The organism is Falsiroseomonas sp. E2-1-a20 (assembly GCF_051433195.1).
Lineage (GTDB): Bacteria > Pseudomonadota > Alphaproteobacteria > Acetobacterales > Acetobacteraceae > Falsiroseomonas.
The window spans coordinates 148,403-171,185 of the sequence record NZ_JBHMFT010000007.1; the positions used below are offsets into that span (position 1 = coordinate 148,403).

Genomic DNA, 22,783 nt, shown 5'->3' on the forward strand with positions numbered 1-22,783 from the left:
ATTAGCCTGGCTCGTGCACTACGCATTTAGAGACCGCGTCAGTTCCAGATAGCCCAGCCCATCCACCCGGCAGGACCAGCCCGGCCCGACCAGCGTGCTGGTCTCGGCTTCCGCCACGATGCAGGGGCCGGGCACGGTGGACCCGGCGGGCATCTCGGCGCGGTCATAGACCTGCCAATCCGCCACCTGCCCCGTCGCCGTGTCGCGCACGCGCTGCATGCGGATCGGCGCGGGGGCTGGCATGTCGGCAACCGGCGCCACGGGTTCCACCGGCTCCGCGATGGTCGCGACGGTGACGGCAAACGACAGGATTTCCACGTCGCTGCCGGGCACGGGGCGGTCGTAGAAGCGGGTGTATTCGGCGTCGTAGGCGGCGCGGATTTCGGGGATGTCGGCCTGCGTCAGCGCGCGCGCGGGCAGCGCCACGTTGATCTCGTGGCCCTGGCCGACGTAGCGCATGAAGGCCAGCCGGTGCTCCTGCGTCGGCGCGCCGAAGGCGCCTTCCGCCACCACGCGGGATGCCTCCGCCGACATCTCCGCCAGCAGCGCATTCACCGCCGCCACGTCGAAGCTGCGGAAACGCTGGTACAGCGACTTCACCACCTCATAGCCCACCGGGGCGCGGAGGAAGCCGATGGCGGAGCCGACGCCGGCGCCGCTCGGCACCAGCACGCGATCCACGCCGATCTTCTCGGCCACGCGGTAGCCATGCACCGGCCCGCCGCCGCCGAAGGCGATGATGCCGCGGCCGCCATAGCCCTTGCCGGATTCGATGGCATGGACGCGCGCGGCGTTCGCCATGTTCTCGTCCACCATCTCCACCACGCCGAGCCCGGCCATCTCCGGCGCCAGGCCCAGCTTGCGGCCGACATGCGCATCGAGCGCATCGAGCGCCGGCTGCACATGCAGCTTGAGCGCACCGCCGGCGAACAGATCCGGCTCGTAGCGGCCGAGCGCCAAATTCGCATCCGTCACCGCCGGCTTGTCGCCGCCGCGGCCGTAGCAGGCCGGCCCCGGATCGGCACCGGCGCTTTCCGGCCCGACCTGGATGCGGCCCAGCGCGTCGAGATGCGCGATGGAGCCGCCACCGGCGCCGATCTCCACCATCTCGATGACCGGGATGCGCAGCGGCAGGCCCGAGCCCTTCTTGAAGCGGCCGACGCGGGCCACCTCGAAGGTGCGGCTGGCCTGTGGCGCGAAATCGTCGATCAGGCACACCTTCGCCGTGGTGCCGCCCATGTCGAAGGACAGCACCTTCGACCAGCCGCGCTGCTTCGCGACATGCGCCGAGAAGATCGCGCCACCGGCCGGGCCGGATTCCACCAGGCGGATCGGGAAGCGCGCCGCGGTATCCAGCGTGGTGAGGCCGCCGCCCGACAGCATCATGAACAGCGGGCAGGTGAAGCCGCCGGATTTCAGCCCGGCCTCCAGCCGCCGCAGGTAGCTCGCCATCAGCGGCTGGACATAGGCATTGGCGGCGGTGGTGGAAAACCGCTCCCACTCCCGCATCTCCGGCGAGACCTCGGACGACAGCGAGATGGGAAGGTCGGGCCACATCTCATGCACGATCGCGGCGGCACGACGTTCATGCGCCGGGTTCACGAAGGCATGCAGGAAGCCGATGGCGAGGCTTTCGATGCCCTCGGCACGCAGGGTCTCGACCTGCGCGCGCACCGCCGCCTCGTCGAGCGGCAGCAGCACCTGGCCCTCATTGTCCAGCCGCTCCGGCACCGTCAGGCGCCAGCGGCGCGGGATCAGCGGCTGCGCCAGGTCGATGTTCAGGTCGTACTGGTCGTAGCGGGACTCGTTGCCGAGCGCGAGCACGTCCCGGAAGCCATCCGTGGTCAGCAGCGCGGTGCGGGCGCCCTTGCGCTCGATGATCGCGTTGGTGGCGAGCGTGGTGCCGTGGATGACCAGCTCGATATCGGCGGGCGTCAGCGCGGCGCGTTCCAGCACCACGCGCACACCTTCGAGCACGCCAAGTTCCGGCGCATGCGGCGTGGTCAGGACCTTGCCGGTCCAGCGCTCGACTCCATCCTCGCCGGCACGCTCGACGGCCACGTCGGTGAAGGTGCCGCCGATATCCACTGCAAGACGAGCGCTCACTGCGAGGCCTCGCTCGCCCAACGCGTCACCACCGCACAGGCCTCGCCGAAATCTTCCATCCGCATCGCTTCCTTGGGATTGTGGCTGCCATTCTGGTTGCGGACGAAGATCATCCCGGCCGGGATGCCCGCCATGGCGAAGGCCGCCGCGTCGTGCCCCGCGCCGCTGGCCATCGACAGGTGCCGGATGCCGAGCGCGTCCGCGGCCGCCGCCAGCCCCGCCTGGATGCCGGCATCCATCGGCGCGGCGCGGCTGGTGGTCTCGGCGCCCAATTCGAAGCGCACGCCGCGGCGCGCCTCGATCTCCGGCACCGCGTCGTACAGCGTTTCCATCAGCAGGTCGCAGCTGCGCGGGTTCACGCTGCGGACGTCGAGCTGGAACCGCGCCTCGCCGGCGATCTTGGTGAAGCCGGCGTCTTCCGTGGTGCCCATGACGCAGAAGGTGACGACCAGCACATGGCCGCGCGCCTCCAGCTCCACCCAGCGGTCATCGACGCGATGCGCCAACTCCGCCAGCGCGATCGCCGCGTCGCGCCGGTATTTGCGCGGCGTGGCGCCGGAATGGTTGTATTCGCCGAGAACCCGCGCGGCGCGCAGGCGGCGGCTGCCGGGTATGCCGGTGACGATGCCGACCGGCACGCCGTGGCCTTCCAGCACCGGCCCCTGCTCGATATGCAGTTCCAGGAACGCCGCCGTGTCGTCCTGCGAGAAGGTGCGCCCGCCACGCTCGACGAAGCCGGGGTCGAACCCCTCCTCCCGCATATGGTCGGCCAGCGAACGGCCATTGTCCTGCCGCTTCACCTGCAGTTCTTCCGGCTTCAGCAGTCCGAGCGCGCCGCGTGAGCCGGGGTAGGAGATGGGGAACCAGCTTCCCGCCTCCTCCGCCCGCACCGCCACCACCGTCACGTCCCGCCCCGGGACGAAGCCCGCGCGCTTCATGCCGGACACGGCGGCGAGGCCCACCAGCACGCCGGCGGCGCCATCGAAATTGCCACCCTCCGCGACGCTGTCGAGATGGCTGCCCAGCAGCACGCGCTTCGCGGCGCGGTCGCTGCCCGGCAGGGTCATCAGCAGGTTGCCGATGGGGTCCACCTGGCAGTCCAGCCCGATGCCCTCCGCCGCCGCGCGCACGATCTCATGCGCGCGCCGCTCGCCCGCGCCATAGGCATCGCGGGTGATACCGACGCCGTCGAAGCTCGCCGCGCGCAGGTCGTCGAACAGCTTCTCGGCAAGCGCCACGTCCGGCGTCAGGTTCGGCAGCATCGGCACCGTCTCCTCATCTGGTCGGGGACGGCTCGCCCCCCTCACCCAACCCTCCCCTCCAAGCGGGGGAGAGGGCTTTGACGTCAGGCTGTCAGAGCATGCTGCGGACGCGGCCGCCATCGACGCGGATCATGGAGCCGGTGATGTAGGCGGCGCGGTCGCTGGCCAGGAAGGCGCCCATCGGGCCGTATTCATCCGGCGTCCCGATGCGCCCGGCCGGAATCTCGTCCGACATGCGCGCCATCTCATCCTCCGGCGTCGTGCCGGCCTTGGCGGCGCGGGAGGTCGCGTTCTGCACGATGCGGTCGGTCATGATGCTGCCGGGGGCCAGCACGTTCATCGTCACGCCGTCCTTCGCCGCCTCCCCCGCATAGGTCTTGAGCCAGCCCCAGATCGCGGCCCGCAGCGTGTTTGACAGCGCCAGGTTCGGGATCGGGTGCTGCATGCCGGTGCTGCCCACCACGATGACGCGGCCCCAACCCTGCTTGCGCATCGCCGGCACCAGCCGGTTGGCGATGCGGATGGGGGAGGCCACGATCTGCTCGAACCAGGTATGCAGCGCGGCGTCCGTGATCTCGGAGGCGATGCAGGGCGGCGGGCCACCATGGTTCAGCACCAGGATGTCGACGCCACCCATCGCCGCCACCGCCGCATCGGCCAGCCGGTCCATCTGCTCGCCCTGCGCGACATCGGCCACCAGGCCGGTGGCCGCGGCGGCGCCGGCCGCGCGCAGTTCCGCCGCCGCCTTGTCGAGGCTCGCCTGGTCCCGGCCGCTGATGGCGAGCGTCGCCCCCTCGGCTGCCAGCGCATCGGCGATCGACCGGCCGAGGCCCTTGGAGGCGCCCATCACCAGGGCGCGGCGGCCCTTGAGACCCAGATCCATGTTTTCATTCCTTGCGGTAATCCGGCGGGGAACCTGCAACCGAGCGGCCCGGCTGGCAAGCCGGGCGCTTCCTGCTACCAAAGCCCGAACGACGCCCGGGAAGACAAAACCATGCCGAAGCCCGTCCTGCTGCTGACCCGCCGCCTGCCGGATGCCATCGAGGCCCGCGCCGCGCGCGACTACGACGCCCGCCTGAACAGCGCCGACGAGCCCTGGTCCCGTGACGGCGCCGAGATCGCGCGCCGCGCGGCGGAGGCTGGTGCCGCCGGCATCCTGTGCGCCGCCGGCGACCCGATGAACGCGGCCACCATCGCAGCCCTGCCGGACAGCGTGAAGATCATCGCCACCTTCTCCGTCGGCACCGACCATATCGACCTCCCGGCCGCCAAGGCGCGCGGCATCACCGTGGCGAACACGCCGGAAGTGCTGTCCTTCGCCACCGCCGAATGCGCCTTCACCCTGATGCTGATGGCCGCCCGCCGCGCCGGAGAGGGCGAGCGCATGGTCCGCGCCGGGAAATGGGAGGGCTGGGCGCCGACGCAGTTGATGGGCGTGACGCTGGAGGGCAAGCGCCTCGGCATCGCCGGCTTCGGCCGCATCGGGCGCGAACTGGCCGCCATGGCGCGCGGCTTCCGCATGGAAATCCACTACCGCGACCTGAACCGGGTGCCGCCGGACCTCGAACAGGGCGCGATCTTCCATGCGGAGGAGCGCGATTTCCTGTCCTCCATCGATATCCTGTCCATGCACATGCCGGGCGGCGAGGCGACCCGGCGCTGGCTGAACGCCGAACGCCTGTCCTGGATGCGGCCGGGCGCCATCGTCATCAACACCGGCCGCGGCGGGTCGGTGGACGATGCGGCACTGGTCGCGGCGCTCGTCTCCGGCCACATCCGCGCCGCCGGCCTCGATGTCTATGACGGCGAGCCGAAGCTGTTCCCGGGCTATATGGGCCTCGAGAACGTGGCGTTGCTGCCGCATCTCGGCAGCGCAACCCTCGAGACGCGGGACGCCATGGGCCAGCGCGCCCTGGGCAATGTGGATGCGGTGCTTCTGCACGGGAGGAAGGCGCCGGACGCGGTGGGCTGACCCTCAACGGGATTCGTTTGCCTCCTGGTTCAATCCTGGATAGTTTCGTAACGAAACGGTTATCCAAGGCGCCCGCTCGGATCGGAGCAGGGCCGAAGCGCCCAGGACGCCAGCCAGGCAGGGAAGCACCATGAGTGAGGTCGCACGGATCACGCTGTTCATCCATGACCGCAAGGGCCGGCTCGAGACGATCCCGGACCAGGACCTGCTGGCGGCACTGCTGCAGGAGACCCCGCTGATCACCCAGCACGACGATGGCAGCCGGACCTTCGTCTTCGACCTGCTGGACCCGGACGGGGAGAGGCCCGGCGGCGAGCCGCGCCGGACCGACACGTCGCTGGAGACGCTGCGCAGTTGCGGCGCCCGGCTGGGACAGGTCGCGCGGCACCTCGGCCTGCCGCTGACCGCCGCGCTCGCCGAATCGGCGGAGCTGGTGGCGGAGGGTGAGCTGCGATCCATGCAGGTGCCGAAGGGACGGCAATGCTGAGGCTCCCGGCCCTCGACAGGGGCGGCCGCCGGCGGCAGTAAGCGCGGCGACCCTCGGAGACCGCCGATGCTGTTCGACCTCGATGCCCTGCCGGCGTCCAGCCGCTACAAGCTGCTGGTCTCCACCGTCGTGCCGCGGCCGATCGCCTGGGTGGTGACCCAGGATGCGGCGGGCGTGCTGAACGCCGCGCCCTATTCCTTCTTCAACGTCTTCGGCTCGGACCCGCCGGTGGTGGCGCTCGGCGTCGGCAACCGTCCGACCGGTGCCGCCAAGGACACCCTGGCCAACATCGCGGCGACCGGCGAATTCACCGTCTGCCTGGTGCCGGAGACGGCGCTGGATGCGATGAACGTCACCGCCGCGGACTTCCCGCCGGGCGAGGACGAGGTGGCGCAGGCCGGGCTGACCACCCTGCCCTCCACCAAGGTGCGGCCACCACGCCTGGCCGAAAGCCCGGTGGCGATGGAATGCACGCTGTTCCAGACGCTGCCGATCGGCGCGCACAGCATGGTCATCGGCCAGGTGCGGGCCATGCACATCGCCGATGCCGCGGTGATGGACCCGGTGAAGTGCTACATCGACAGCCCGGCGCTCGGGCTGGTCGGCCGCCTGCACGGCGCCGGCTGGTACACGCGGACCACCGACCGGATGGAGGTGAAGCGGGTCTCCGCCGCCGATTGGATGGCGCGCAAGGACTGACACGAGGATGTCCATCGCCGGCTTCCCGGCCGACCGCCTGCGCCCCGGCCCGCCGCGGCGCAGCCGGGTGGCGCCGGCCTGGGCCTGGGTCTCGCTGCTGGCGGCGGGCCTGATCGCGGCGCCGCTGGCCGCGGTCCTGGTGACGGCGGCCACGCCCGCTGGCCTGGGATCGGGTGGCACCGAATGGCCTTATATCCTGCGGACCTTGCTGCCGGAATTGCTGGTGAACTCGCTGCTGCTGGCGGTGCTGGTCGGCGTGCTGGCGGCGACGATGGGCGCCATCACAGCCTGGCTGGTCGCCAGCTGCGCCTTCCGCGGCCGCTGGCTGCTGGAAGTCGCCCTGCTGCTGCCGATGGCGATGCCGGCCTATGTCTGCGGCTATACCTATGTCTGGCTGCTGGACGTGGCGGGGCCGGTACAGACCGCGCTGCGGGATGCCACCGGCCTGCGATGGGGCGAATACTGGTTCCCCGAGATCCGCAGCCTGCCCGGCGCCGCGCTGATGCTGGCTGCGGTGCTGTACCCTTACGTCTACCTGCTGTGCCGCAGCGCCTTCCTGCAGCAGAGCGTCTGCCTGCTGGAAGCCAGCCGCACCCTCGGCCACGGCCTGCCGCGCACCTTCCTGCATGTGGCGCTGCCGATGGCGCGCCCGGCGCTGGCCGGCGGCGTGGCGCTGGTGCTGATGGAGACGCTGGCGGATTTCGGCACGGTGCAGCACTTCGCCGTCCGCACTTTCACCACCGGCATCTACGATGCCTGGTTCGGCCTGGCGGACCGCACCGCGGCGGCGCAGTTGGCGACCGCGCTGATGGGGCTGGTCGCGACCCTGCTGCTGCTGGAGCGGATGAGCCGCGGCGGCCGGCGCTACCACCCCACCACCACGCGCAACCCGCCGCTGCGGCCGGTGGTGCTGCGCGGCTGGAAGGAAGCGGCGGCCATCCTCGTGTGTTCGCTGCCGGTGCTGCTCGGCTTCGTCATCCCGGCCGGCGCGCTGCTGATGCTGATGCTGGAGGCCGGCGACCCGCTCGACCCGCGTCGCACCGTGCCCTACGCGCTGAACAGCGTGACACTGGCCGGGCTGACGGCGGCCCTCGCCGTGCTGCTGGCGGCGCTGCTGGCCTGGGCGCAGCGGCTGCACCCCTCCCGCCTCCGCGCCTCGGCCAATCGCGTGGCGGCGCTGGGCTATGCGCTGCCGGGATCGGTCATAGCAGTGGGGGCGCTGGTGCCCTTCGCGTTGTTCGACAACACACTGGATGCGTGGATGCGGGCGCGCTTCGGGATCTCCACCGGCCTGCTGCTGTCGGGCAGCATCGCGGCACTGGTCTTCGCCTACCTGGTGCGCTTCCTCGGCGTGGCGCTGTCGGCCGTGGAATCCGGGCTGGCGCGCATCCGGCCGAGCCTGTTCGGCGCCGCCCGCGTGCTCGGCCGCACGCCGGGCCAGGCGGTATGGTCCGTGGAACTGCCGCTGGCGCGCGGCGCGCTGCTGACGGCGGGCGTGCTGGTCTTCGTGGATACGATGAAGGAACTGCCGGCGACGCTGATCGTGCGGCCCTTCGACTTCGACACGCTGGCGGTGCGGGTGCACAATCTTGCCTCGGATGAAAGGCTGGCCGAGGCCTCCACCGCCGCGCTGCTGATCGTGCTGGTCGGGCTGCTGCCGGTGGCGGCGCTGGTGCGGGGGATGCGACGAGGATGACCAAGACCGAGCCGCTGCTGCGCGCCATCCGCCTGGCGCTGGACGGGGATTGGGAGGCGGCGCACCAGATCGCCCAGGCCGATCAGGGCGCGGACGCCGCCTGGGTCCATGCCTGGCTGCACCGGATCGAGGGCGATGAGGCCAATGCCGGCTACTGGTATCGCCGCGCCGGCCGCAGCCAGGCCGAGGGCAGCACGGCGGAGGAGGGCGCGGCGATCGCCACCGCCATCGCCGCCGCCCTGGGCAGGGCTGCACGCGGCTGAGGATCAGCCACCCGGCCCCGGCCAGCACGCCATCGCGGTCTCCACGATCCGCAGCAGCTTGCCGCGGTCGGCGCCATCCTTGGCCAGCGTCGACATGCCCTGGATCACGGCGAGCGTATGGCCGGCCAGCGCCGCGGCATCGCAGCCGGAAGGCAGCCGGCCCTCCGCCACATCCTGCGCGATCCGCGACCGCAGGCGCGCCTCGATATCGCGGCGGATGCTGGCCAACTCCTCTCGCAGCTCGGCCTCCTCGGCCGAGCCACTGACCAGGGCGCTGGCCAGCAGGCAGCCTGGCGGCGTCGCCTCGCCGGTGTTGCCGGTTGCCGCGGCGACCAGCAGGTCGCGTGCCGCATCCCGCGCGCTCGCGGCCTCGCCGATGATCTGCTCCACGGTCCGCGCGCCCGTCATGTAGCGGTGGAGCGCGGCGCGGAACAGGCGGCGCTTGTCGCCGAAGGCGGCATACAGGCTGGGCGGCGTGATGCCCATCGCCTGGGTCAGCTGGGCGACCGAGGTCGCCTCGTAGCCGTGCCGCCAGAACAGCAGCATGGCGGTACCAAGCGCCGCCTCGCGGTCGAAGGACAGCGGGCGGCCATGGCGGCGACGCGGCGCGGCATGTTCCATAGCGATCATTATATAATTCTTGACCATGGCCGGCAAGCGGCGCATCAGGTTCCGTAGCAATCACTATGGAACACTCGCATGGCCCTCACGGACTACCGCACCCTCGGCCGCTCCGGCCTTGCCGTCAGCCCCCTCGCCCTCGGGACGATGACGTTCGGCGTCGCGCGCTGGGGCATGGACCGGCCGGAGGCCGAGGCGGTGTTCGATGCCTATGTGGAGGGCCGGGGGCAATCTGGTCGATACGGCGGATGTCTATGCCGGCGGGCAGGGGGAGGAGATGCTGGGCGCGATCATCGCCGAGCGCGGGCTGCGGGACCGCGTCGTGCTCGCGACGAAATCCGGCTTCTCCGCTGGCCAGGGGCCCCATGCCGGCGGCAACGGGTCCAAGCACATCCATGCGGCGCTGGAGGCTTCGCTGCGCCGGCTGCGCACGGACCACATCGACCTGTACTGGGTCCATGTGTGGGATTCCGTGACGCCGGCCGAGGAGTTGCTGGAGACGATGGCGGCACTGATCCGCGCCGGCCGCATCCGCTACTGGGGCATCTCCAACGCACCCGCCTGGTACGTCGCGCGCATCGCGACCCTGGCGGCACTGCGCGGGCAACCGGGGCCGATCGCGATGCAGTACTTCCATTCGCTGGTCAGCCGGGAGTTGGAGGCGGAGCACCTGCCGCTGGCGCGCGAGATGGGCCTGGGCTTCATGCCGTGGAGCCCGCTCGCCTATGGCCTGCTGACCGGCAAATACGATCGTGCGACGGTCGAGGCGGGCGCCTCGCGTGCCGGCGGACTGCCGAGCGAAACCGGCGCCACCGCGCGCCCGGCGGATGACAAGCGGCTGGACGGGGCCAACCCCTTCGGCGACACGCTGTTCACCGAGCGCAACTGGCGGATCGTCGCCGCGCTGCGGGAGGTGGCGGAGGGGATGGGGCAGCCGATGGCCCGGGTGGCGCTCGCCTGGGTCCTTGGCCGGCCCGGGGTGACCACCGCGCTGATGGGCGTCAGCCGCGTGGCGCAGCTTCAGGACAACATCGCGGCCACGGATCTGCGGCTGACGGAAGACCAGCGCGCCACGCTGGATGCCGCCAGCGCGCCGGGGCTGCCGATGCTGTACGGCCTGTTCACGCCGGCGCTGCGGCGCCAGGTGGTCTTCGGCGGCAGCAGCGTCACGGCGTAGCGCGCTGATCCTGGTCGGGCGCCGCGTCGCTGTTCAGCGGGATGTACCGCTCGATGCCGATCTGGCGGATCAGGTCGAACTGGCGGTCGAGGAAATCCTCGTGCCTCGTCTCAAGCGCCCTTAGGCGGCCCCGACGTCGAAAGCAGCATCAGCACCTCGAAGGCTATTGCATAGCGCTCGATTTCGTCGGCCCGGTCGAGGCCGTTGATGATCTGTCGCGCATAGCGGTAGTTGCAGCCGCTGCCGTTGATGAAGCGAGGCAGGCTCATCGCCTTGCCCTTCTTGTCGGAGGAGAAGCGGCCCTCCCGCATGCCGAGCGAGGCGATCCTGTAGGCGATCTCGGCCTCCAGCGCACGCTCCGGCGCCGCCAGAAGGCCATCGCCCAGCCCGAGCGCCTGTCCCATGGCACGGTAGTTCTCAGCCCAAGTCAGTTGCACGTAGCCGCGCCCGAAGTACCGCGCCTTGAGCGGCTTGCCGTCGGCCCCGTTGATCGTCGTGCCGGTCGAGTCCTTGGGCGTGATCTCCTCGGCATACCCGCCGGCCCCGCTCTTCTTGGACCACAGGGCCTTGTGTTCCTCGATCGGCAGGTAGACCGCGGTTTCCGCCTTGACCGTCGCCAGCATGTAGGCGCCCCAGCGAATGTCGTAGAGCTTGGGGTCGGCCAGGATGCGGCCGAACAGGCCGCGAAAGCCATCCATCGAAGCCTGGTTCAGCGGGCCGAACTGGCGTTGGGTCAGGCGCAGCATGGTTTCCGTGTTCATGCTCGCCCAGAGGTCGAAGTTCTGCTCCTGGCCATAAAGCTTCGGCAGGAAGCTTCCGACCGTCTGCGCGCGCAGGAAGGCGATGGACTTGCCGCTGCGGTCAAGCCGGCCGTCGGGCTTCGGATTCTTCAGCCGTTCCTTCTGCAGCAGCGTGATCTGCGCATCCAGGGCTTGGTCGGCCTGGCCGTCGATCGGCAGGAAAGGCACCGCGGGATTGTCGTAGAAGCAGTTGTTCAGCAGGAACTGCACGATGGCGACGTCGGTCGGCTTGTTTCGGCCGCCACGGCCGACGGAACCGGACAGGACCGGGGTGTTGCCGATCTTGGCGAGGTCGGCGGCTGTGGCCATGGTCTTCTGCTCCGATCCGCCAGCACCAGCCCCGACGCTGGCATCGGGGCTGGCGGTTGCAGACGAGCATGGCGCCAATTCGGCCCGCGCCTATTTCAGATCGTTTCGCGGAAGCGCCTTGGGCCGTGGGTGCCGCGAAGGGCTTCCTGCTCAGTCCTGGTCGGGCGCCGCGTCGCTGTTCAGCAGGATGTAGCGCTCGATGCCGATCTGGCGGATCAGGTCGAACTGGCGGTCGAGGAAATCCTCGTGCTCCTCCTCATTCGCCAGGATCTTCAGCATGAGGTCGCGGGAGACGTAGTCGCGCACGGATTCGGAATGCGCGATGCCGTCGCGCAGGTCGACCAGCGCCTTCTCCTCCAGCTTCAGGTCGCATTCCAGGATTTCCTGGACGTTCTGGCCGATCAGCACCTGGTTCAGCCGCTGCACGTTGGGCAGGCCGCCGAGGAACAGGATGCGCTCGATCAGCCAGTCGGCGTGCTTCATCTCCTCGATCGATTCCTCATACTCCTTGCGCGCCAGCTTGCTGACGCCCCAGTGGCGCAGCGTGCGGGAGTGCAGGAAGTACTGGTTGATCGCGGTCAGCTCGTTGGTGAGCTGGAGGTTGAGGTATTCGATGACCTTGGCGTCGCGCACGTCCACATCCTTCTGCAACCGTTTGACCCGGCCCCTGGGATGCGCCCGGCTACTTGCCGGCGGTGCAGGTCCCCGCGCGCACCATCGCCAGGATGGTCGCCGTGCAGCCGCCGCACTGGGCGCGGCAGCCGCAGGCCGCATAGACATCATGCGGACGGTCGGCCCCCGCGGCCACCGCGGCCGCGATCTGCTTGTCCGTCAGCGCATTGCAATTGCAGATATACATGCAGCCTCGCCCTTCCGCAGCGGCCTTTGCAGCAAATCAGCGACAGGGCCCGCCGGCGCCGTGGCGCCGGCGAAGCCCCTTTGGGAATTCAGCGCCAGCCCGCGCGCTGCATGATGCGCAGCGCCTCGGCGGCATTGGCGCCATAGCTGCCGGCGTTGAGCTGGTCCTCGCGGAACTCGCCGAAGGCGGCCAGCACCGGGTGCACCGGGGCATCGGCCACCACCGGGTATTCCATGTTGCCCACCGCGAAGATCTCCTGCGCCCGCGGGCTGGTCAGGTACTCGATGAAGCGTTGCGCGGCTGCGGCGTTGGGCGCGGTGCGGACCACGCCGGCGCCGGAGATGTTCACATGCGCGCCGCGGTCACCCTGGCCCTGGTTCGGGAAGATCACGCCGATGCGCTCCGCGATCGCGCGATCATCGGCGCGGGCGGAGGTCATCATGTTGCCGAGGTAGTAGGTGTTGGAGATCGCCAGCTTGCACTGGCCGGACGGGATCGCGCGGAACTGGTCGCGGTCACCACCCTGCGGCGGGCGCGCCATGTTGGCGGCAACGCCACGCGCCCAGGCCTCCGTCGCCTCCGCGCCATTGGCGGCGAGCACCGAGCCGGTGAGCGAGGTGTTGTACGGATGCGATGCCGAGCGCACGCAGATCTGGCCGCGGAAGCGCGGATCGGCGAGGTCCTCGAAACGGCTCAGGCCCTCCGGCCGGCCGGCCTGGCGGTCGTACATGATGACGCGGGCGCGCTTGGAGACGCCGAACCAGTAGCCTTCCGCATCGCGAAGGTTGGCCGGGATGCGGCTGTTCAGCACCTGGCTCTGGATCGGCTGCAGGATGCCGGCCTCCTTCGCGCGGGCCAGGCGGGCGGCATCGACCGTGATCAGCACGTCGGCCGGGCTGTTGGCGCCCTCGGTGCGGATGCGCTGGATCAGCTGGTCGGCGTCACCCTCGATCAGGCGGACGCGGATGCCGGTCTCGCGCGTGAAGGCCTCATACAGCTCCCGGTCCGTGTCGTAGTGGCGGGAGGAGTAGAGGTTCAGCTCCGGTCCCTGGGCGAGCGCCGGAAATGAGAACGCGGCAAGGCCGAGGGCCGGGAGCAGCGAAAGCAGGGGGCGACGGCGCATGGGATTGTCCTCTGGCGGTGTTGCGAGCCAGATATCGCAATTGCGAGGCGTTCGCAAGATTACTTGCGAGTCATCCGCAAGAAATCCGCCTGGCCATCACCTGGGGCGCAGCCAGGTGCGCAGCCGGTCGGCGAAGGCCACCACCACCGCCGCCGCCACCACCAGCACGCCGCCCGCCAGGCTCGGCAGGCCGGGGACCAGGCCGAAGATCACCAGGTCGAACAGCACCGCCCACAGCAGCGCGGTGTATTCGAAGGGTGCGAGCAGGCTGATCGGCGCGCGGGCCACCGCCTCCGTCATGCAGATATGCGCGAGGCCGCCGGCGATGCCGGCGCCGACCAGCCAGACCAGGCCGCTGCCACCGACATCGGCCCAGCCGAAGGGCAGCGTCGCCAGCCCGCCGGCAGCGCAGAGCAGCGAGAAATACAGCGCGATGGTGCCCGGCAGTTCGGTTGCCGTCAGGCGCTTCACCTCGACCCGGGCGAACAGCGTCGTCGCCGCCGTCAGCAGGCCGGCGCCGACGCCGATCAGCGTGCCCCGGTCCAGCGCCGGGCCGGTGAAGGCGGGCGCCAGCATCAGCAGCACGCCGGCGAAGCCGCCGATGGCCGCGCCGCCGACCAGCCAGCCGGGCCGTTCCCGCAGCACCAGGATGCCGACCGGCACGGCGAGCAGCGGCGCCAGGAACGACAATGCGGTGGCCAGCGCCAGCGGCAGATAGGCCAGCGACAGGAAGGAGAAGAACATGGAGGCGCAGCCGAACAGGTTGCGCCGCAGATGGCCCATCGGATGCCGCGTGGTGAACCCGTGCGGCAACTGTCGCCGCCAGGCGAGATAGGCCAGGACAGCAGCGCCCAGAAGCTGCGGTGGAAGACGATCTGCCCGACCGGCGCCTGCGCCGAGGCCAGCCGGACGAACAGCGACATCACCGCGAACAGCAGTGTCGCCGACAGCCGCAGCGCGATGCCGACCGCCGGGTGCTCGGCGCGAGGGGTCAAGCCCGCTTCGGCGCCAGACCGCGCAGGAAGCCGGCACGCTGGGTGGCGCCGGCCATCAGGAAGGCGTGGTCGGACCCGCCCAGGATGAAGCGCGCGCCGAGCGCGATGTAGTCCGGCGCCACCTTCTCGTCATACACGCCACCCATGCCCATGACCTTGCCATGCGCGGCGCAGGCGGCGCCCACCCTGGCATAGGCGGCGCGGACATCGGGGTGGCCAATCTGGCCGGGGATGCCCATGGTGGCCGTCAGGTCCGAGGTGCCGAACATCAGCACGTCCACCCCCGGCACGGCGGCGATCGCTTCCGCATTCGCCACCGCCTCCGGCGTCTCGATCATGCAGACCACCAGGATGTCGGCGTTGAGCTCGGCCTGCGCCTGCGCCGCGTTGACCGGCGCCATGCCATAGGCGAAGGGCGGCGCGCCCCAGCTGCGATCGCCGGTGGGCGGGAAGCGAGTGGCGCGGACCACCGCCTCGGCCTCCGCCGCATTGTCCACATGCGGCACGACGATGCCCATGGCGCCGTTGTCGAGGCAGCGGGTGCCCTCGAACAGCGCGTCCTTGCAGACCCGGACGATGGGCGTGATGCCCTGGCCGAGCGCCGCGATGGCGATGCGGCTGGCATCGTCGACGCTCATCGCGCCGTGCTCCATGTCGATGAACAGCCAGTCGAAGCCGGCCGCCTGGCCGATCATGCCGACGGCGCTGCCGCGCAGGTGGTGCACGCCGAAGCCGAGCGCGAGTCCGCCCTCGGCCAGGCGCTGACGGCACAGATTCGGAACCAGTTTCATCGACTTCCCCCCCGGGGCGCTGCGCCGGCAAGGCAGCACGCGGGTTGGGGGTGGTCAATTAGGGCCGGGCGGCAATGGCCGCGATCTCCACCTTCACGTCGCGCGGCAGCCGGGCGGCCTGCACCGTGGCGCGGGCCGGCGGGTTGGAGGGGAAGTAGGTGGCATAGACCGTGTTCATGCGGCCGAACTCATTGAGGTCCGCCATGAAGACGGTGGTGGAGACGATGTCGGACATGCGGAAGCCCGCCGCCTCCACCACCGCCTTGAGGTTGTCCAGCACCCGGCGCGTCTCGGCCTCGATGGTCCGGTCGGCGATCATCTGGTTGGTGGCGGGGTCGAGCGCGATCTGGCCGGCGAGGTACAGCGTGTTGCCCACGCGGATCGCCTGGCTGTAGGGGCCGATCGCCTCCGGCGCATCGCGCGTCGCGATCACGGTCTGGGCCTGGGCCAGGCCCGCCAACGGCAGCAGGACCAGGGCCAGGCGGCAAGCGGATTTCAGCATCGTGGTTCATCTCCGCCGGCCCGCCCGATGCGGGCCGGGACGCCGAGGCTAGCCAATCCTCTTATTCCTCCGCCACACCGACGATCAGCGCCTCCAGCGTCGCCAACTGGTCCGCCTCCTCCGCCGGCTTGTCGGTGCGGAGCCGCAGGATGCGGGGGAAGCGGAGCGCCACGCCGGATTTGTGGCGGGTGCTGCGCTGGGCGGCGTCGAAGATCACCTCGATCACCAGGGACTTCTCCACCTCCCGCACCGGGCCGAAACGGGCCGTGGTGTGGTTGCGGATCCAGCGGTCGATCCACAGCAGTTCCTGGACGGTGTAGCCGGAATAGGCCTTGCCGACCGGCACCAGCTCCTGCCCCCCCTGCCCGTCCGGCCGCCACAGGCCGAAGGTGAAGTCGGAATAGAAGCTGCTGCGCTTGCCGTGGCCGCGCTGGGCGTACATCAGCACGGCATCGACGCCGAGCGGCGCGCGCTTCCACTTCCACCACAGCCCCTTCTGCCGCCCGGCGAGGTAGGGGCTGTCGGCGCGCTTCAGCATCAGCCCCTCGATCGCCGCGGCGCGTGCGCCGGCGCGGATTTCCTCGAGTTCGCCCATCGAGCGGAAGCGGATCATCTCCGACAGATCCATGCGTCGTGGCTGCACGCGGGCAAACCAGGCCTCCAGCCGGGCACGGCGAGCGTCGAAGGGCAGCGGGCGCAGGTCCTCGGCGCCGTCGAACAGGATGTCGTAGAGCCGCACGGCGACGGGGTGGGAGGCCTGCATCTTCGCGCTGACGACCTTGCGGTTCAGCCGCTGCTGCAGGTCCGCGAAGGGCGCCACCTCCTTGTCCCGCATCACCAGCAACTCGCCGTCCAGCACGGCGTGGAAATCCATCGCCTCCAGGATTTCGGGGAACCCGCCGGAAATCTCCTCCGCCCCGCGCGACCACAGCGCGGCGCCGCCGGGCGTCGCTGAAAGCTGCACGCGGATGCCGTCCCACTTCCATTCGGCGCGGTGGGTCTCCGGGCCGATCGTCGGAAAATCCGGTTCCTCCAGCGGATGCGCCAGCATCAGGGGCCGAAACACCGGCAGGTTCTCGGAACTCGGCCGCGGGCCCTGTTCGGTCAGCCAGGCGAACAGGTTGAGGTAGGGCGGCGCCAGGCCGTGCCAGACCTCCTCGATCTCCGCCACATCCTCCCCGGCCCATTCGGCCAGCGCGGTCTTCGCCAGCCGGGCGGAGACGCCGACGCGCAGCCCGCCGGTCACCAGCTTGATCAGCGCCAGGCGGCCATTCGCATCCAGCGCATCCAGCCAACCGGCGATCAGCTCCGGCAGCGCGGCCTTCGGCGTCGCCTCCATCGCCTCCACCACCTCGGCGAGGCCCGGCGGCGGCGTGTTGACGCCGGCGCGTGGCGGCCAGATCAGCGCGACGGTCTCGGCCAGGTCGCCGACATAGTCGTAGGACAGGTCGAACAGCACCGGGTCGGTGCGCCCCGCCACCAGCTCCCGCACCATCCCCGGCTTGGCGGAGCGGAACACCAGTTCGCCGGTCAGCGCGGCAAGGCCGATGCCGCGGTCGGGGTCGGGCTGCGTCTCGAACCAGTGCCGCAGCAGCGCCAGCTTGGCGAGGCGGCCGGGGGTGAAGGCGAGGCGTTCCAGCAGCCCGGCGAAAGCGGGCAGGCTCATGCCGCGGGCGCTTCCGCGGCCACCGGCACCGGGTCCTCATCCTCCTCGCCGCGCCCCAGCAGGTGCAGCGCCCGGCCGCGCACGCCGCGCAGCGCCATGGCGTGGCACAGCGCGTCGTCGCGGCCATGCGTCACCCAGACATCCGGTGCCTGCACCTGCTCGATGGTCATCAGCAGTTCGTCCCAGTCGGCGTGGTCGGAGATGATCAGCGGCAGTTCCACGCCCTTCGCCTTGGCGCGCTGCCGCACCCGCATCCAGCCGGAGGCGGCGCAGATCACCGGTTCCGCCAGGCGGCGGACCCAGGCGGTGGCCTCGGCACTCGGCGGCGCCAGCACCACCTCGCCGGCCAGCAGGCCGCCGCCGCCCCGCTTCGTGGGCACCGGCACCGGCTCCAGCGGGCCGAGCTTCACGCCGAGGCTTTCGTACAATTCGCACAGGCCGACCAGCGCGCCATGCAGGTAGATCGGCCGGTCCCACCCCGCCTGCCGCAGCAGCGCGATCAGCCGCTGCGCCTTGCCCAGCGCATAGGCGCCGACCAGATGCGCGCGGTCCGGGAACAGGCGCAGGCTTTCCAGCAGCCGCGCCACCTCCGCCGCCGCATCCGGGTGGCGGAACACCGGCAGGCCGAAGGTCGCCTCCGTCACGAAGACGTCGCATGTGACGGGCTCGAAGGGCGCGCAGGTCGGGTCGGCTCGGCGCTTGTAGTCGCCGGAGACGACGATGCGGCTGCCCTGCCAGTCGAGCACCACCTGGCACGACCCCAGCACATGGCCGGCCGGGACCAGGCGGATCTCGACGCCGTTGTGGCGCACCACCTCCCCGGCCGCGATCGGCTGCTGCCGCAGACCTGCGCGGCCTTCGCCCATGCGGGCGCGCATGACGGCCAGCGTCTCCGGGCTGGCCAGCACCGCCGCGTGGTCCGGGCGGGCGTGGTCCGAATGGCCATGCGTCACCACCGCCAGCGGCACCGGCCGCGCCGGGTCGATGAAGAAGCCGCCGGGCTCGCAGTACAGCCCCTCGGGCGTCACGCGCATCCAGCTTCGGGGGTGGGGGGCCGCCATCGCCCACAATGTGGGCGCGGCTGGTCCAGGCGACAATGCGATCGGGCCGGGCGCGGCTGCCGCAACCCTTTCATGGGGGGAAGGCGGCTGGTAACTTGTGCGCAACTCGGAGCGGCGCCGAATGAAGAAGCAGACCTATGGTCAGCTGTGGGACGTCTATGTGGCGGAGGCGTTTCCCAGGCTCCAGCAGGCCGATGCACGCCTGGCCTATCCCGGCCAGGAATGGGGCAACGAGAAAAGCTGGCAGCGCATCTTCGACAAGCTGTTCGTCCCCGCCGGCGTCGCGCAGTGGGACGTGGCGATCGAGATCGGCGGCGGTGGCGGCAAATACACGGAACGCGTGCTGCACGCCGGCGACAAGGTCCGGCTGTTCGGCTTCGACGTCAGCCGCAACTTCCTCGACGCCACGGCGGCGCGGCTGGGCGATTTCGTCGAGGCCGGCCGGCTGTCCCTGCACGAGATCGACCCCGTGCACCCGGATGCGATGTTCACCACGCTGTCCGCGCAGGGCCTGGCGCGCAAGGTCGATGCGGTGTTCAGCATCGACGCCATGGTCCATGTGGACCTCACCTACCTCACCACCTACTGGATGAACGCGGCGCTGCTGCTGAAGCCGGGTGGACGCGTGCTGATGACGCTGGCCGACCCCACCACCGTCGGCGGCTTCCAGAAGATCCTGCGCGACATCCGAAAGTTCTACAGGTTCCAGGGCCGCATCTGCCCGAAATTCGAATACCTCTCGGCCGAGATCGCCGGCTTCGTCCTGCGCCGGCTGGGCTTCGAGATCGAGCTGCTGGAGCCCTGGTCGAACCATGAGGGCCGGCCGCCACGCGACCTGTACCTGATCGCGCGTCTCGATCGCCCTGGGCAGGCGGAGGCCTTCCGCGATGCGCTGCGCGCCGACCCTGGCGCCGTGCCGGCCAGCCTGGCGCGGCCGGAATCCTACGCCGACCTGTGGACGCGGGAGGCGCCGCGCGCCATCGCCGGCGGCCCCGACCGGCCGCCCGCCACGGCGGTGCTGAACCGGATCTTCGGCATGGCGGACTCGGCCGGCTGGCGACGTGCCATCGAGATCGGCACCGGCGATGGGCGCTATGCGGAGGCGCTGCTGCGCGCCAACACCGCGGTGAAGCTGACCGTCCTCGACGTCAGCGACCGGGTGATGAAGGCCGCGGCGGCGAAGCTCGCGGACCATGTCGACGCCGGCCGGCTCGGCTTCCTGCCCATCGACCCGCTGCACCCCGACGGCCTGATGGGCGCCTTCGGGCGGGAGGCGTTGAAGCGGGATGTCGATGCCGTGTTCAGCATCGACGCCATGGTGCATGTCGACCTGCAGTACCAGCTCGCCTACTGGCTGAATGCCGCGCTGCTGCTGCGGCCCGGCGGGTGGCTGGTGTTCAACGTCGCCGACGCGACGACGGAGGCCGGCTTCGCCAAGCTGGTGGGCGACATCCGCCGCTACTTCCCCTGGCAGGGCCAGGCCTGCACGCGCTTCGAATACCAGAGCTTCACCCTGGTGCGGCCGCTGCTGGAGCGCCTGGGCTTCGACATCGCCTATGCCGGGCACTGGGACCCCCACGCCGGTCCGGGGGATGCCGGTCCGGGGGATGTCGGTCCGGGGGATGCCGGTCCGGGGGACGCCAGCGAAGCGGGGCGTGACCTGTACGTCGTGGCGCAGCTGGCGCGACCGGAGGCGGCGGAAGCGCTGCGGGCGCATGTCAGCATCGGCCTGCCGGTGCCCAGCTTCGCCGCCGCGGTGGAGGAGGCACCGGCGGAGCAGGCGCAGGAGCCGGCGGCCGAGGACGCCGAGTTGGCACGGCTCGTCGGGCAGGTGCTGTGGCGGCAGCTGCACCTGCAGGCGAACCCCGGCCTGAGCCGGGAGAAACTGCGCGAGGCGATGCGCGAGCATTGGGCCGGCAATCGGCGCGAATACACCCGCCTCGGCAACCTCGTGCTGCGTGAGCTGGCCGAGGCCGGCGTGACCCTGCAGCAGGCCGGACCGAAGCGCCTCGGCCCCACATCCGACGCCGAGTGACCGTCGCGGAAGGCTCCATCAACCCGCTGACCATGGCCGCATCGCGGCTGCGGGAGGCGGGCGACCTGCCGGGTGCGATCGCCCTGCTGCGGCAGGCCGGGGATGCGCCGGATGTCGCCCATATGCGGCTGCGGGGCCTGTTCGATATCCAGGACTACGGTGCCCTGCAACAGGCGACGCGCGAGGCGATCCGCAGGCTGGAGCCGGGCACCGTGGTGCCGGGGCACCTGTACACGTCCACCCTGCTGCACTTCGCCGAGTTGTGCTGCCTGCCGCTGGAGGAGATCGAGGCGCCACGACGTCGAGGCGTCGCTGGCGGGGATTCCGGGCCTGAAGGCCGGGCGCATCGTCGCCTTCGGCCTGGACAGCGACCAGACCGGCTCGGAGGAGTTGGTCGTGGTGGCGGAGCACGATCCGGCGGCGGGCGTCACCATGGCCGCCTGCCGCGCCGCCGTCAGCCGCCACCTGGCCGATACGCTGCTGGTCACGCCGCGCGATGTCCGCATCGTCAAGGGGAGCTGGCTGGTGAAGGCCGGCAGCGGCAAGATCAGCCGGGACGAGAACCGCCGCCGCTACCTCGCTCAGTTTCGCCAACCGGAGTGACGCCCATGCCCGCCTTCAGCCTCGCCGACCTGCAGGCCATCGCGCGGGAGGTGATCGGCGACCGCGACATCCTGCTGACACCCGTCACGGCGGCCGGCGACGTGCCGGGCTGGGACAGCCTGAACCACACGCTGATCACCCTGGAGGTGGAGGCGCGCAGCGGCGTGGCGGTGGAGGCCGAGGAGCTGGGCGACTGCCCGGATTTCGGCGCGCTGGTGGCGCTGCTGGTCGCACGCCAGGCCGCCTGAGCGGTTGTGACTCGACAGCGGCTTGCCTCACCCCAACCTGCCGGCCGTCAACCAACGGAGGTCTTTCATGCAAGGTCACACCTACGGCCGGCGCGCGGCGCTGGGCCTTGTCGCCGCCACCGTCACCGCCGGCGGCGCCGCGGCGCATCACGGCTGGTCCTGGGCGGAGGGCGACCAGGGCGAGCTGACCGGCACGATTCGGGAAATCTACATCGGTGCGCCGCACCCGACGCTCCGCGTCGAGGCGAATGGCCAGCTCTGGATCGTCGAACTGGGCAATCCGCGCCAGACCGCCGCCGCCGGATTCAACGCCGAGTCCGCCCGTGCGGGCGACGAGGTGCGCGCGCTCGGCAACCGGTCGCGCAGCAGCGATGAGCGGCGGATGAAGGCGGTGCGGGTGACGGTGCGGGACCGCACCTACGACATCTACCCCGAGCGGATCCGCAGCTGAACCTGGAGGCGCTGGCCGCCTGGCCCGGGGCGGCGCTGCTGCGGGACTGGCAGACCGCCTACCTGCTGGTGAATGCGGCGCATATCCTGGGCATCGGCCTGCTGTTCGGTGCCATCGCGACGCTGGACCTGCGGCTGCTCGGCGCCTTCCGTGCCGCGCCGCTGGCGCTGTTCGGGCCGCCGCTGTGGCGGGTGGCGGCGACCGGCCTGGCGCTGGCGGCGGTGACCGGGTTCTGGCTGTTCACGACGCGGCCCGGCGCCTACCTGGAAAACCCGGCCTTCCTGGCGAAGCTCGGGCTGATCGGCGCCGGGCTGCTGAACCTGGCGCTGCTGCACCTGCGTGCGCCTTGGCGGCAGGCGCTGGCGGGCGCGCCCGTCGCGGCCCTTGTGCGGGCGGCGGCGCTGGTTTCGCTGCTGGCCTGGGTAGGCACGGTGGTCGCCGGGCGCTGGATCGGCTTTCTTCAGTGAGCATCGAATCGGGACGACACCATGCCGGCTGAAGTGATCGCGGTGGCTGCGGCGGCCGGACATGGCTTCTCCAAGCCCGTGCTGCCGGACATCACGCTGCTGGCGGGGCTGGGGGTGGAGGGCGATGCGCATTGCGGCGTGACGGTGAAGCACCGGTCCCGCGTCAAGGCGAACCCCAACCAGTCGAACCTCCGCCAGGTGCATCTGGCCAGCGCCGAATTGCTGGAGGAACTGCGCGGCCAGGGCTTCGAGGTCACCCCCGGCGCGATCGGCGAGAATGTGACCGTGGCCGGGCTCGACCTGCTGGCGCTGCCGCGGGGCGCGCTGCTGCACCTGGGCGAGGCGGCGGTGGTCGAGGTGACCGGGCTGCGCAACCCCTGCTACCAGCTGGACCAGTTCCAGCCCGGGCTGATGCGCGCCACCCTCGGTCGGACGCCGGAGGGCGCGCTGATCCTGAAGGCGGGCATCATGGCCATCGTGCGCCAGGGCGGCGTGGTGCGGCCGGGCGATGCGGTGCGGGCCGAGATGCCGGCGCTGCCGCACCGCGCGCTGGAAAAGGTCTGACCGCCCTTCCCCAACGCCGCCGGCAT

25 protein-coding genes are annotated in these 22,783 nt (G+C 70.9%); 12 read left to right on the forward strand and 13 right to left on the reverse strand.

From position 1 onward, the window contains the following. Positions 1–18 precede the first annotated feature (18 nt). The 3 genes from ACFHPP_RS11335 to ACFHPP_RS11345 form a co-directional block, all read right to left on the reverse strand. Positions 19–2,106 carry a hydantoinase/oxoprolinase family protein gene (locus tag ACFHPP_RS11335; protein ID WP_437163374.1) on the reverse strand — a complete coding sequence of 696 codons (2,088 nt, stop codon included), beginning with the start codon at positions 2,104–2,106 and terminating at the stop codon, positions 19–21. After that, complete coding sequence (locus ACFHPP_RS11340) at positions 2,103–3,368, reverse strand: Zn-dependent hydrolase (protein WP_437163375.1); 1,266 nt, start codon at positions 3,366–3,368, stop codon at positions 2,103–2,105. The genes ACFHPP_RS11335 and ACFHPP_RS11340 overlap by 4 nt, the downstream gene beginning before the upstream one ends. Positions 3,369–3,459: 91 nt before the next feature. Then, entirely contained in the window at positions 3,460–4,251 is a 792-nt protein-coding gene (locus ACFHPP_RS11345) for an SDR family oxidoreductase (protein WP_437163376.1), read from the reverse strand. Positions 4,252–4,362: 111 nt separating this feature from the next. Between ACFHPP_RS11345 and ACFHPP_RS11350 the strand changes: the two genes are divergently transcribed. The 5 genes from ACFHPP_RS11350 to ACFHPP_RS11370 all read left to right on the forward strand — a co-directional run bounded on the left by ACFHPP_RS11350 (position 4,363) and on the right by ACFHPP_RS11370 (position 8,485). After that, complete coding sequence (locus tag ACFHPP_RS11350) at positions 4,363–5,340, forward strand: 2-hydroxyacid dehydrogenase (RefSeq protein WP_437163377.1); 978 nt, start codon at positions 4,363–4,365, stop codon at positions 5,338–5,340. Positions 5,341–5,470: 130 nt separating this feature from the next. Next, positions 5,471–5,827, forward strand: coding sequence for a hypothetical protein (locus tag ACFHPP_RS11355; RefSeq protein ID WP_437163378.1), 357 nt, complete (start codon positions 5,471–5,473; stop codon positions 5,825–5,827). Positions 5,828–5,893: 66 nt separating this feature from the next. Beyond that, positions 5,894–6,526 carry a flavin reductase family protein gene (locus ACFHPP_RS11360; protein WP_437163379.1) on the forward strand — a complete coding sequence of 211 codons (633 nt, stop codon included), beginning with the start codon at positions 5,894–5,896 and terminating at the stop codon, positions 6,524–6,526. A 7-nt stretch (positions 6,527–6,533) separates the two neighbouring features. Next, entirely contained in the window at positions 6,534–8,222 is a 1,689-nt protein-coding gene (locus ACFHPP_RS11365; RefSeq protein WP_437163380.1) for an ABC transporter permease, read from the forward strand. After that, entirely contained in the window at positions 8,219–8,485 is a 267-nt protein-coding gene (locus ACFHPP_RS11370) for a hypothetical protein (RefSeq protein ID WP_437163381.1), read from the forward strand. Before ACFHPP_RS11365 ends, ACFHPP_RS11370 begins: the two co-directional genes overlap by 4 nt. 3 nt (positions 8,486–8,488) lie before the next feature. On the opposite strand, the gene ACFHPP_RS11375 is transcribed toward ACFHPP_RS11370, so the two are convergent. Beyond that, positions 8,489–9,115 carry a TetR/AcrR family transcriptional regulator gene (locus tag ACFHPP_RS11375; RefSeq protein ID WP_437163382.1) on the reverse strand — a complete coding sequence of 209 codons (627 nt, stop codon included), beginning with the start codon at positions 9,113–9,115 and terminating at the stop codon, positions 8,489–8,491. A gap of 196 nt (positions 9,116–9,311) precedes the next feature. On the opposite strand from ACFHPP_RS11375, the gene ACFHPP_RS11380 reads away from it, so the two are divergent. Next, on the forward strand, positions 9,312–10,283 hold the full coding sequence (locus tag ACFHPP_RS11380) for an aldo/keto reductase (RefSeq protein WP_437163383.1): 972 nt from the start codon (positions 9,312–9,314) through the stop codon (positions 10,281–10,283). Positions 10,284–10,393: 110 nt separating this feature from the next. Here the strand turns inward: ACFHPP_RS11380 and ACFHPP_RS11385 are convergent, their stop codons facing one another. The 9 genes from ACFHPP_RS11385 to ACFHPP_RS11425 form a co-directional block, all read right to left on the reverse strand. Continuing rightward, on the reverse strand, positions 10,394–11,293 hold the full coding sequence (locus ACFHPP_RS11385) for a hypothetical protein (RefSeq protein ID WP_437163384.1): 900 nt from the start codon (positions 11,291–11,293) through the stop codon (positions 10,394–10,396). A 249-nt stretch (positions 11,294–11,542) separates the two neighbouring features. Next, positions 11,543–12,031 (reverse strand): bacterioferritin, encoded by a 489-nt coding sequence (gene bfr / locus ACFHPP_RS11390; RefSeq protein ID WP_437163440.1) that lies wholly within the window; start codon positions 12,029–12,031, stop codon positions 11,543–11,545. Positions 12,032–12,074: 43 nt separating this feature from the next. Continuing rightward, positions 12,075–12,251, reverse strand: a complete 177-nt coding sequence (locus tag ACFHPP_RS11395) for a (2Fe-2S)-binding protein (protein ID WP_437163385.1) — start codon at positions 12,249–12,251, stop codon at positions 12,075–12,077. Between the two features lie 88 nt (positions 12,252–12,339). Continuing rightward, positions 12,340–13,374 carry a Fe(3+) ABC transporter substrate-binding protein gene (locus tag ACFHPP_RS11400; protein WP_437163386.1) on the reverse strand — a complete coding sequence of 345 codons (1,035 nt, stop codon included), beginning with the start codon at positions 13,372–13,374 and terminating at the stop codon, positions 12,340–12,342. Between the two features lie 96 nt (positions 13,375–13,470). Continuing rightward, positions 13,471–14,406 carry a DMT family transporter gene (locus tag ACFHPP_RS11405; protein WP_437163387.1) on the reverse strand — a complete coding sequence of 312 codons (936 nt, stop codon included), beginning with the start codon at positions 14,404–14,406 and terminating at the stop codon, positions 13,471–13,473. After that, positions 14,366–15,160, reverse strand: a complete 795-nt coding sequence (locus ACFHPP_RS11410; RefSeq protein ID WP_437163388.1) for an HpcH/HpaI aldolase family protein — start codon at positions 15,158–15,160, stop codon at positions 14,366–14,368. Before ACFHPP_RS11410 ends, ACFHPP_RS11405 begins: the two co-directional genes overlap by 41 nt. Positions 15,161–15,218: 58 nt before the next feature. Continuing rightward, the gene (locus ACFHPP_RS11415) at positions 15,219–15,662 is read right to left on the reverse strand and encodes a RidA family protein (protein WP_437163389.1); all 444 of its coding nucleotides are present in this window, start codon (positions 15,660–15,662) and stop codon (positions 15,219–15,221) included. Positions 15,663–15,723: 61 nt separating this feature from the next. After that, the gene (locus ACFHPP_RS11420; RefSeq protein ID WP_437163390.1) at positions 15,724–17,328 is read right to left on the reverse strand and encodes a cisplatin damage response ATP-dependent DNA ligase; all 1,605 of its coding nucleotides are present in this window, start codon (positions 17,326–17,328) and stop codon (positions 15,724–15,726) included. Continuing rightward, positions 17,325–18,362 (reverse strand): ligase-associated DNA damage response exonuclease, encoded by a 1,038-nt coding sequence (locus tag ACFHPP_RS11425; protein WP_437163391.1) that lies wholly within the window; start codon positions 18,360–18,362, stop codon positions 17,325–17,327. Before ACFHPP_RS11425 ends, ACFHPP_RS11420 begins: the two co-directional genes overlap by 4 nt. 148 nt (positions 18,363–18,510) lie before the next feature. On the opposite strand from ACFHPP_RS11425, the gene ACFHPP_RS11430 reads away from it, so the two are divergent. The 6 genes from ACFHPP_RS11430 to ACFHPP_RS11455 all read left to right on the forward strand — a co-directional run bounded on the left by ACFHPP_RS11430 (position 18,511) and on the right by ACFHPP_RS11455 (position 22,757). Continuing rightward, positions 18,511–20,424, forward strand: a complete 1,914-nt coding sequence (locus ACFHPP_RS11430) for a class I SAM-dependent methyltransferase (protein ID WP_437163392.1) — start codon at positions 18,511–18,513, stop codon at positions 20,422–20,424. 399 nt (positions 20,425–20,823) lie between these two features. Then, positions 20,824–21,027 (forward strand): hypothetical protein, encoded by a 204-nt coding sequence (locus ACFHPP_RS11435; RefSeq protein WP_437163393.1) that lies wholly within the window; start codon positions 20,824–20,826, stop codon positions 21,025–21,027. Positions 21,028–21,032: 5 nt separating this feature from the next. Next, complete coding sequence (locus ACFHPP_RS11440) at positions 21,033–21,275, forward strand: acyl carrier protein (RefSeq protein ID WP_437163394.1); 243 nt, start codon at positions 21,033–21,035, stop codon at positions 21,273–21,275. A gap of 67 nt (positions 21,276–21,342) precedes the next feature. Then, positions 21,343–21,726 (forward strand): DUF6152 family protein, encoded by a 384-nt coding sequence (locus ACFHPP_RS11445; protein ID WP_437163395.1) that lies wholly within the window; start codon positions 21,343–21,345, stop codon positions 21,724–21,726. A gap of 68 nt (positions 21,727–21,794) precedes the next feature. After that, positions 21,795–22,193, forward strand: coding sequence for a DUF2214 domain-containing protein (locus ACFHPP_RS11450; protein ID WP_437163396.1), 399 nt, complete (start codon positions 21,795–21,797; stop codon positions 22,191–22,193). A 21-nt stretch (positions 22,194–22,214) separates the two neighbouring features. Then, positions 22,215–22,757 carry an MOSC domain-containing protein gene (locus ACFHPP_RS11455; protein ID WP_437163397.1) on the forward strand — a complete coding sequence of 181 codons (543 nt, stop codon included), beginning with the start codon at positions 22,215–22,217 and terminating at the stop codon, positions 22,755–22,757. The last annotated feature ends 26 nt before the right edge of the window (positions 22,758–22,783 follow it).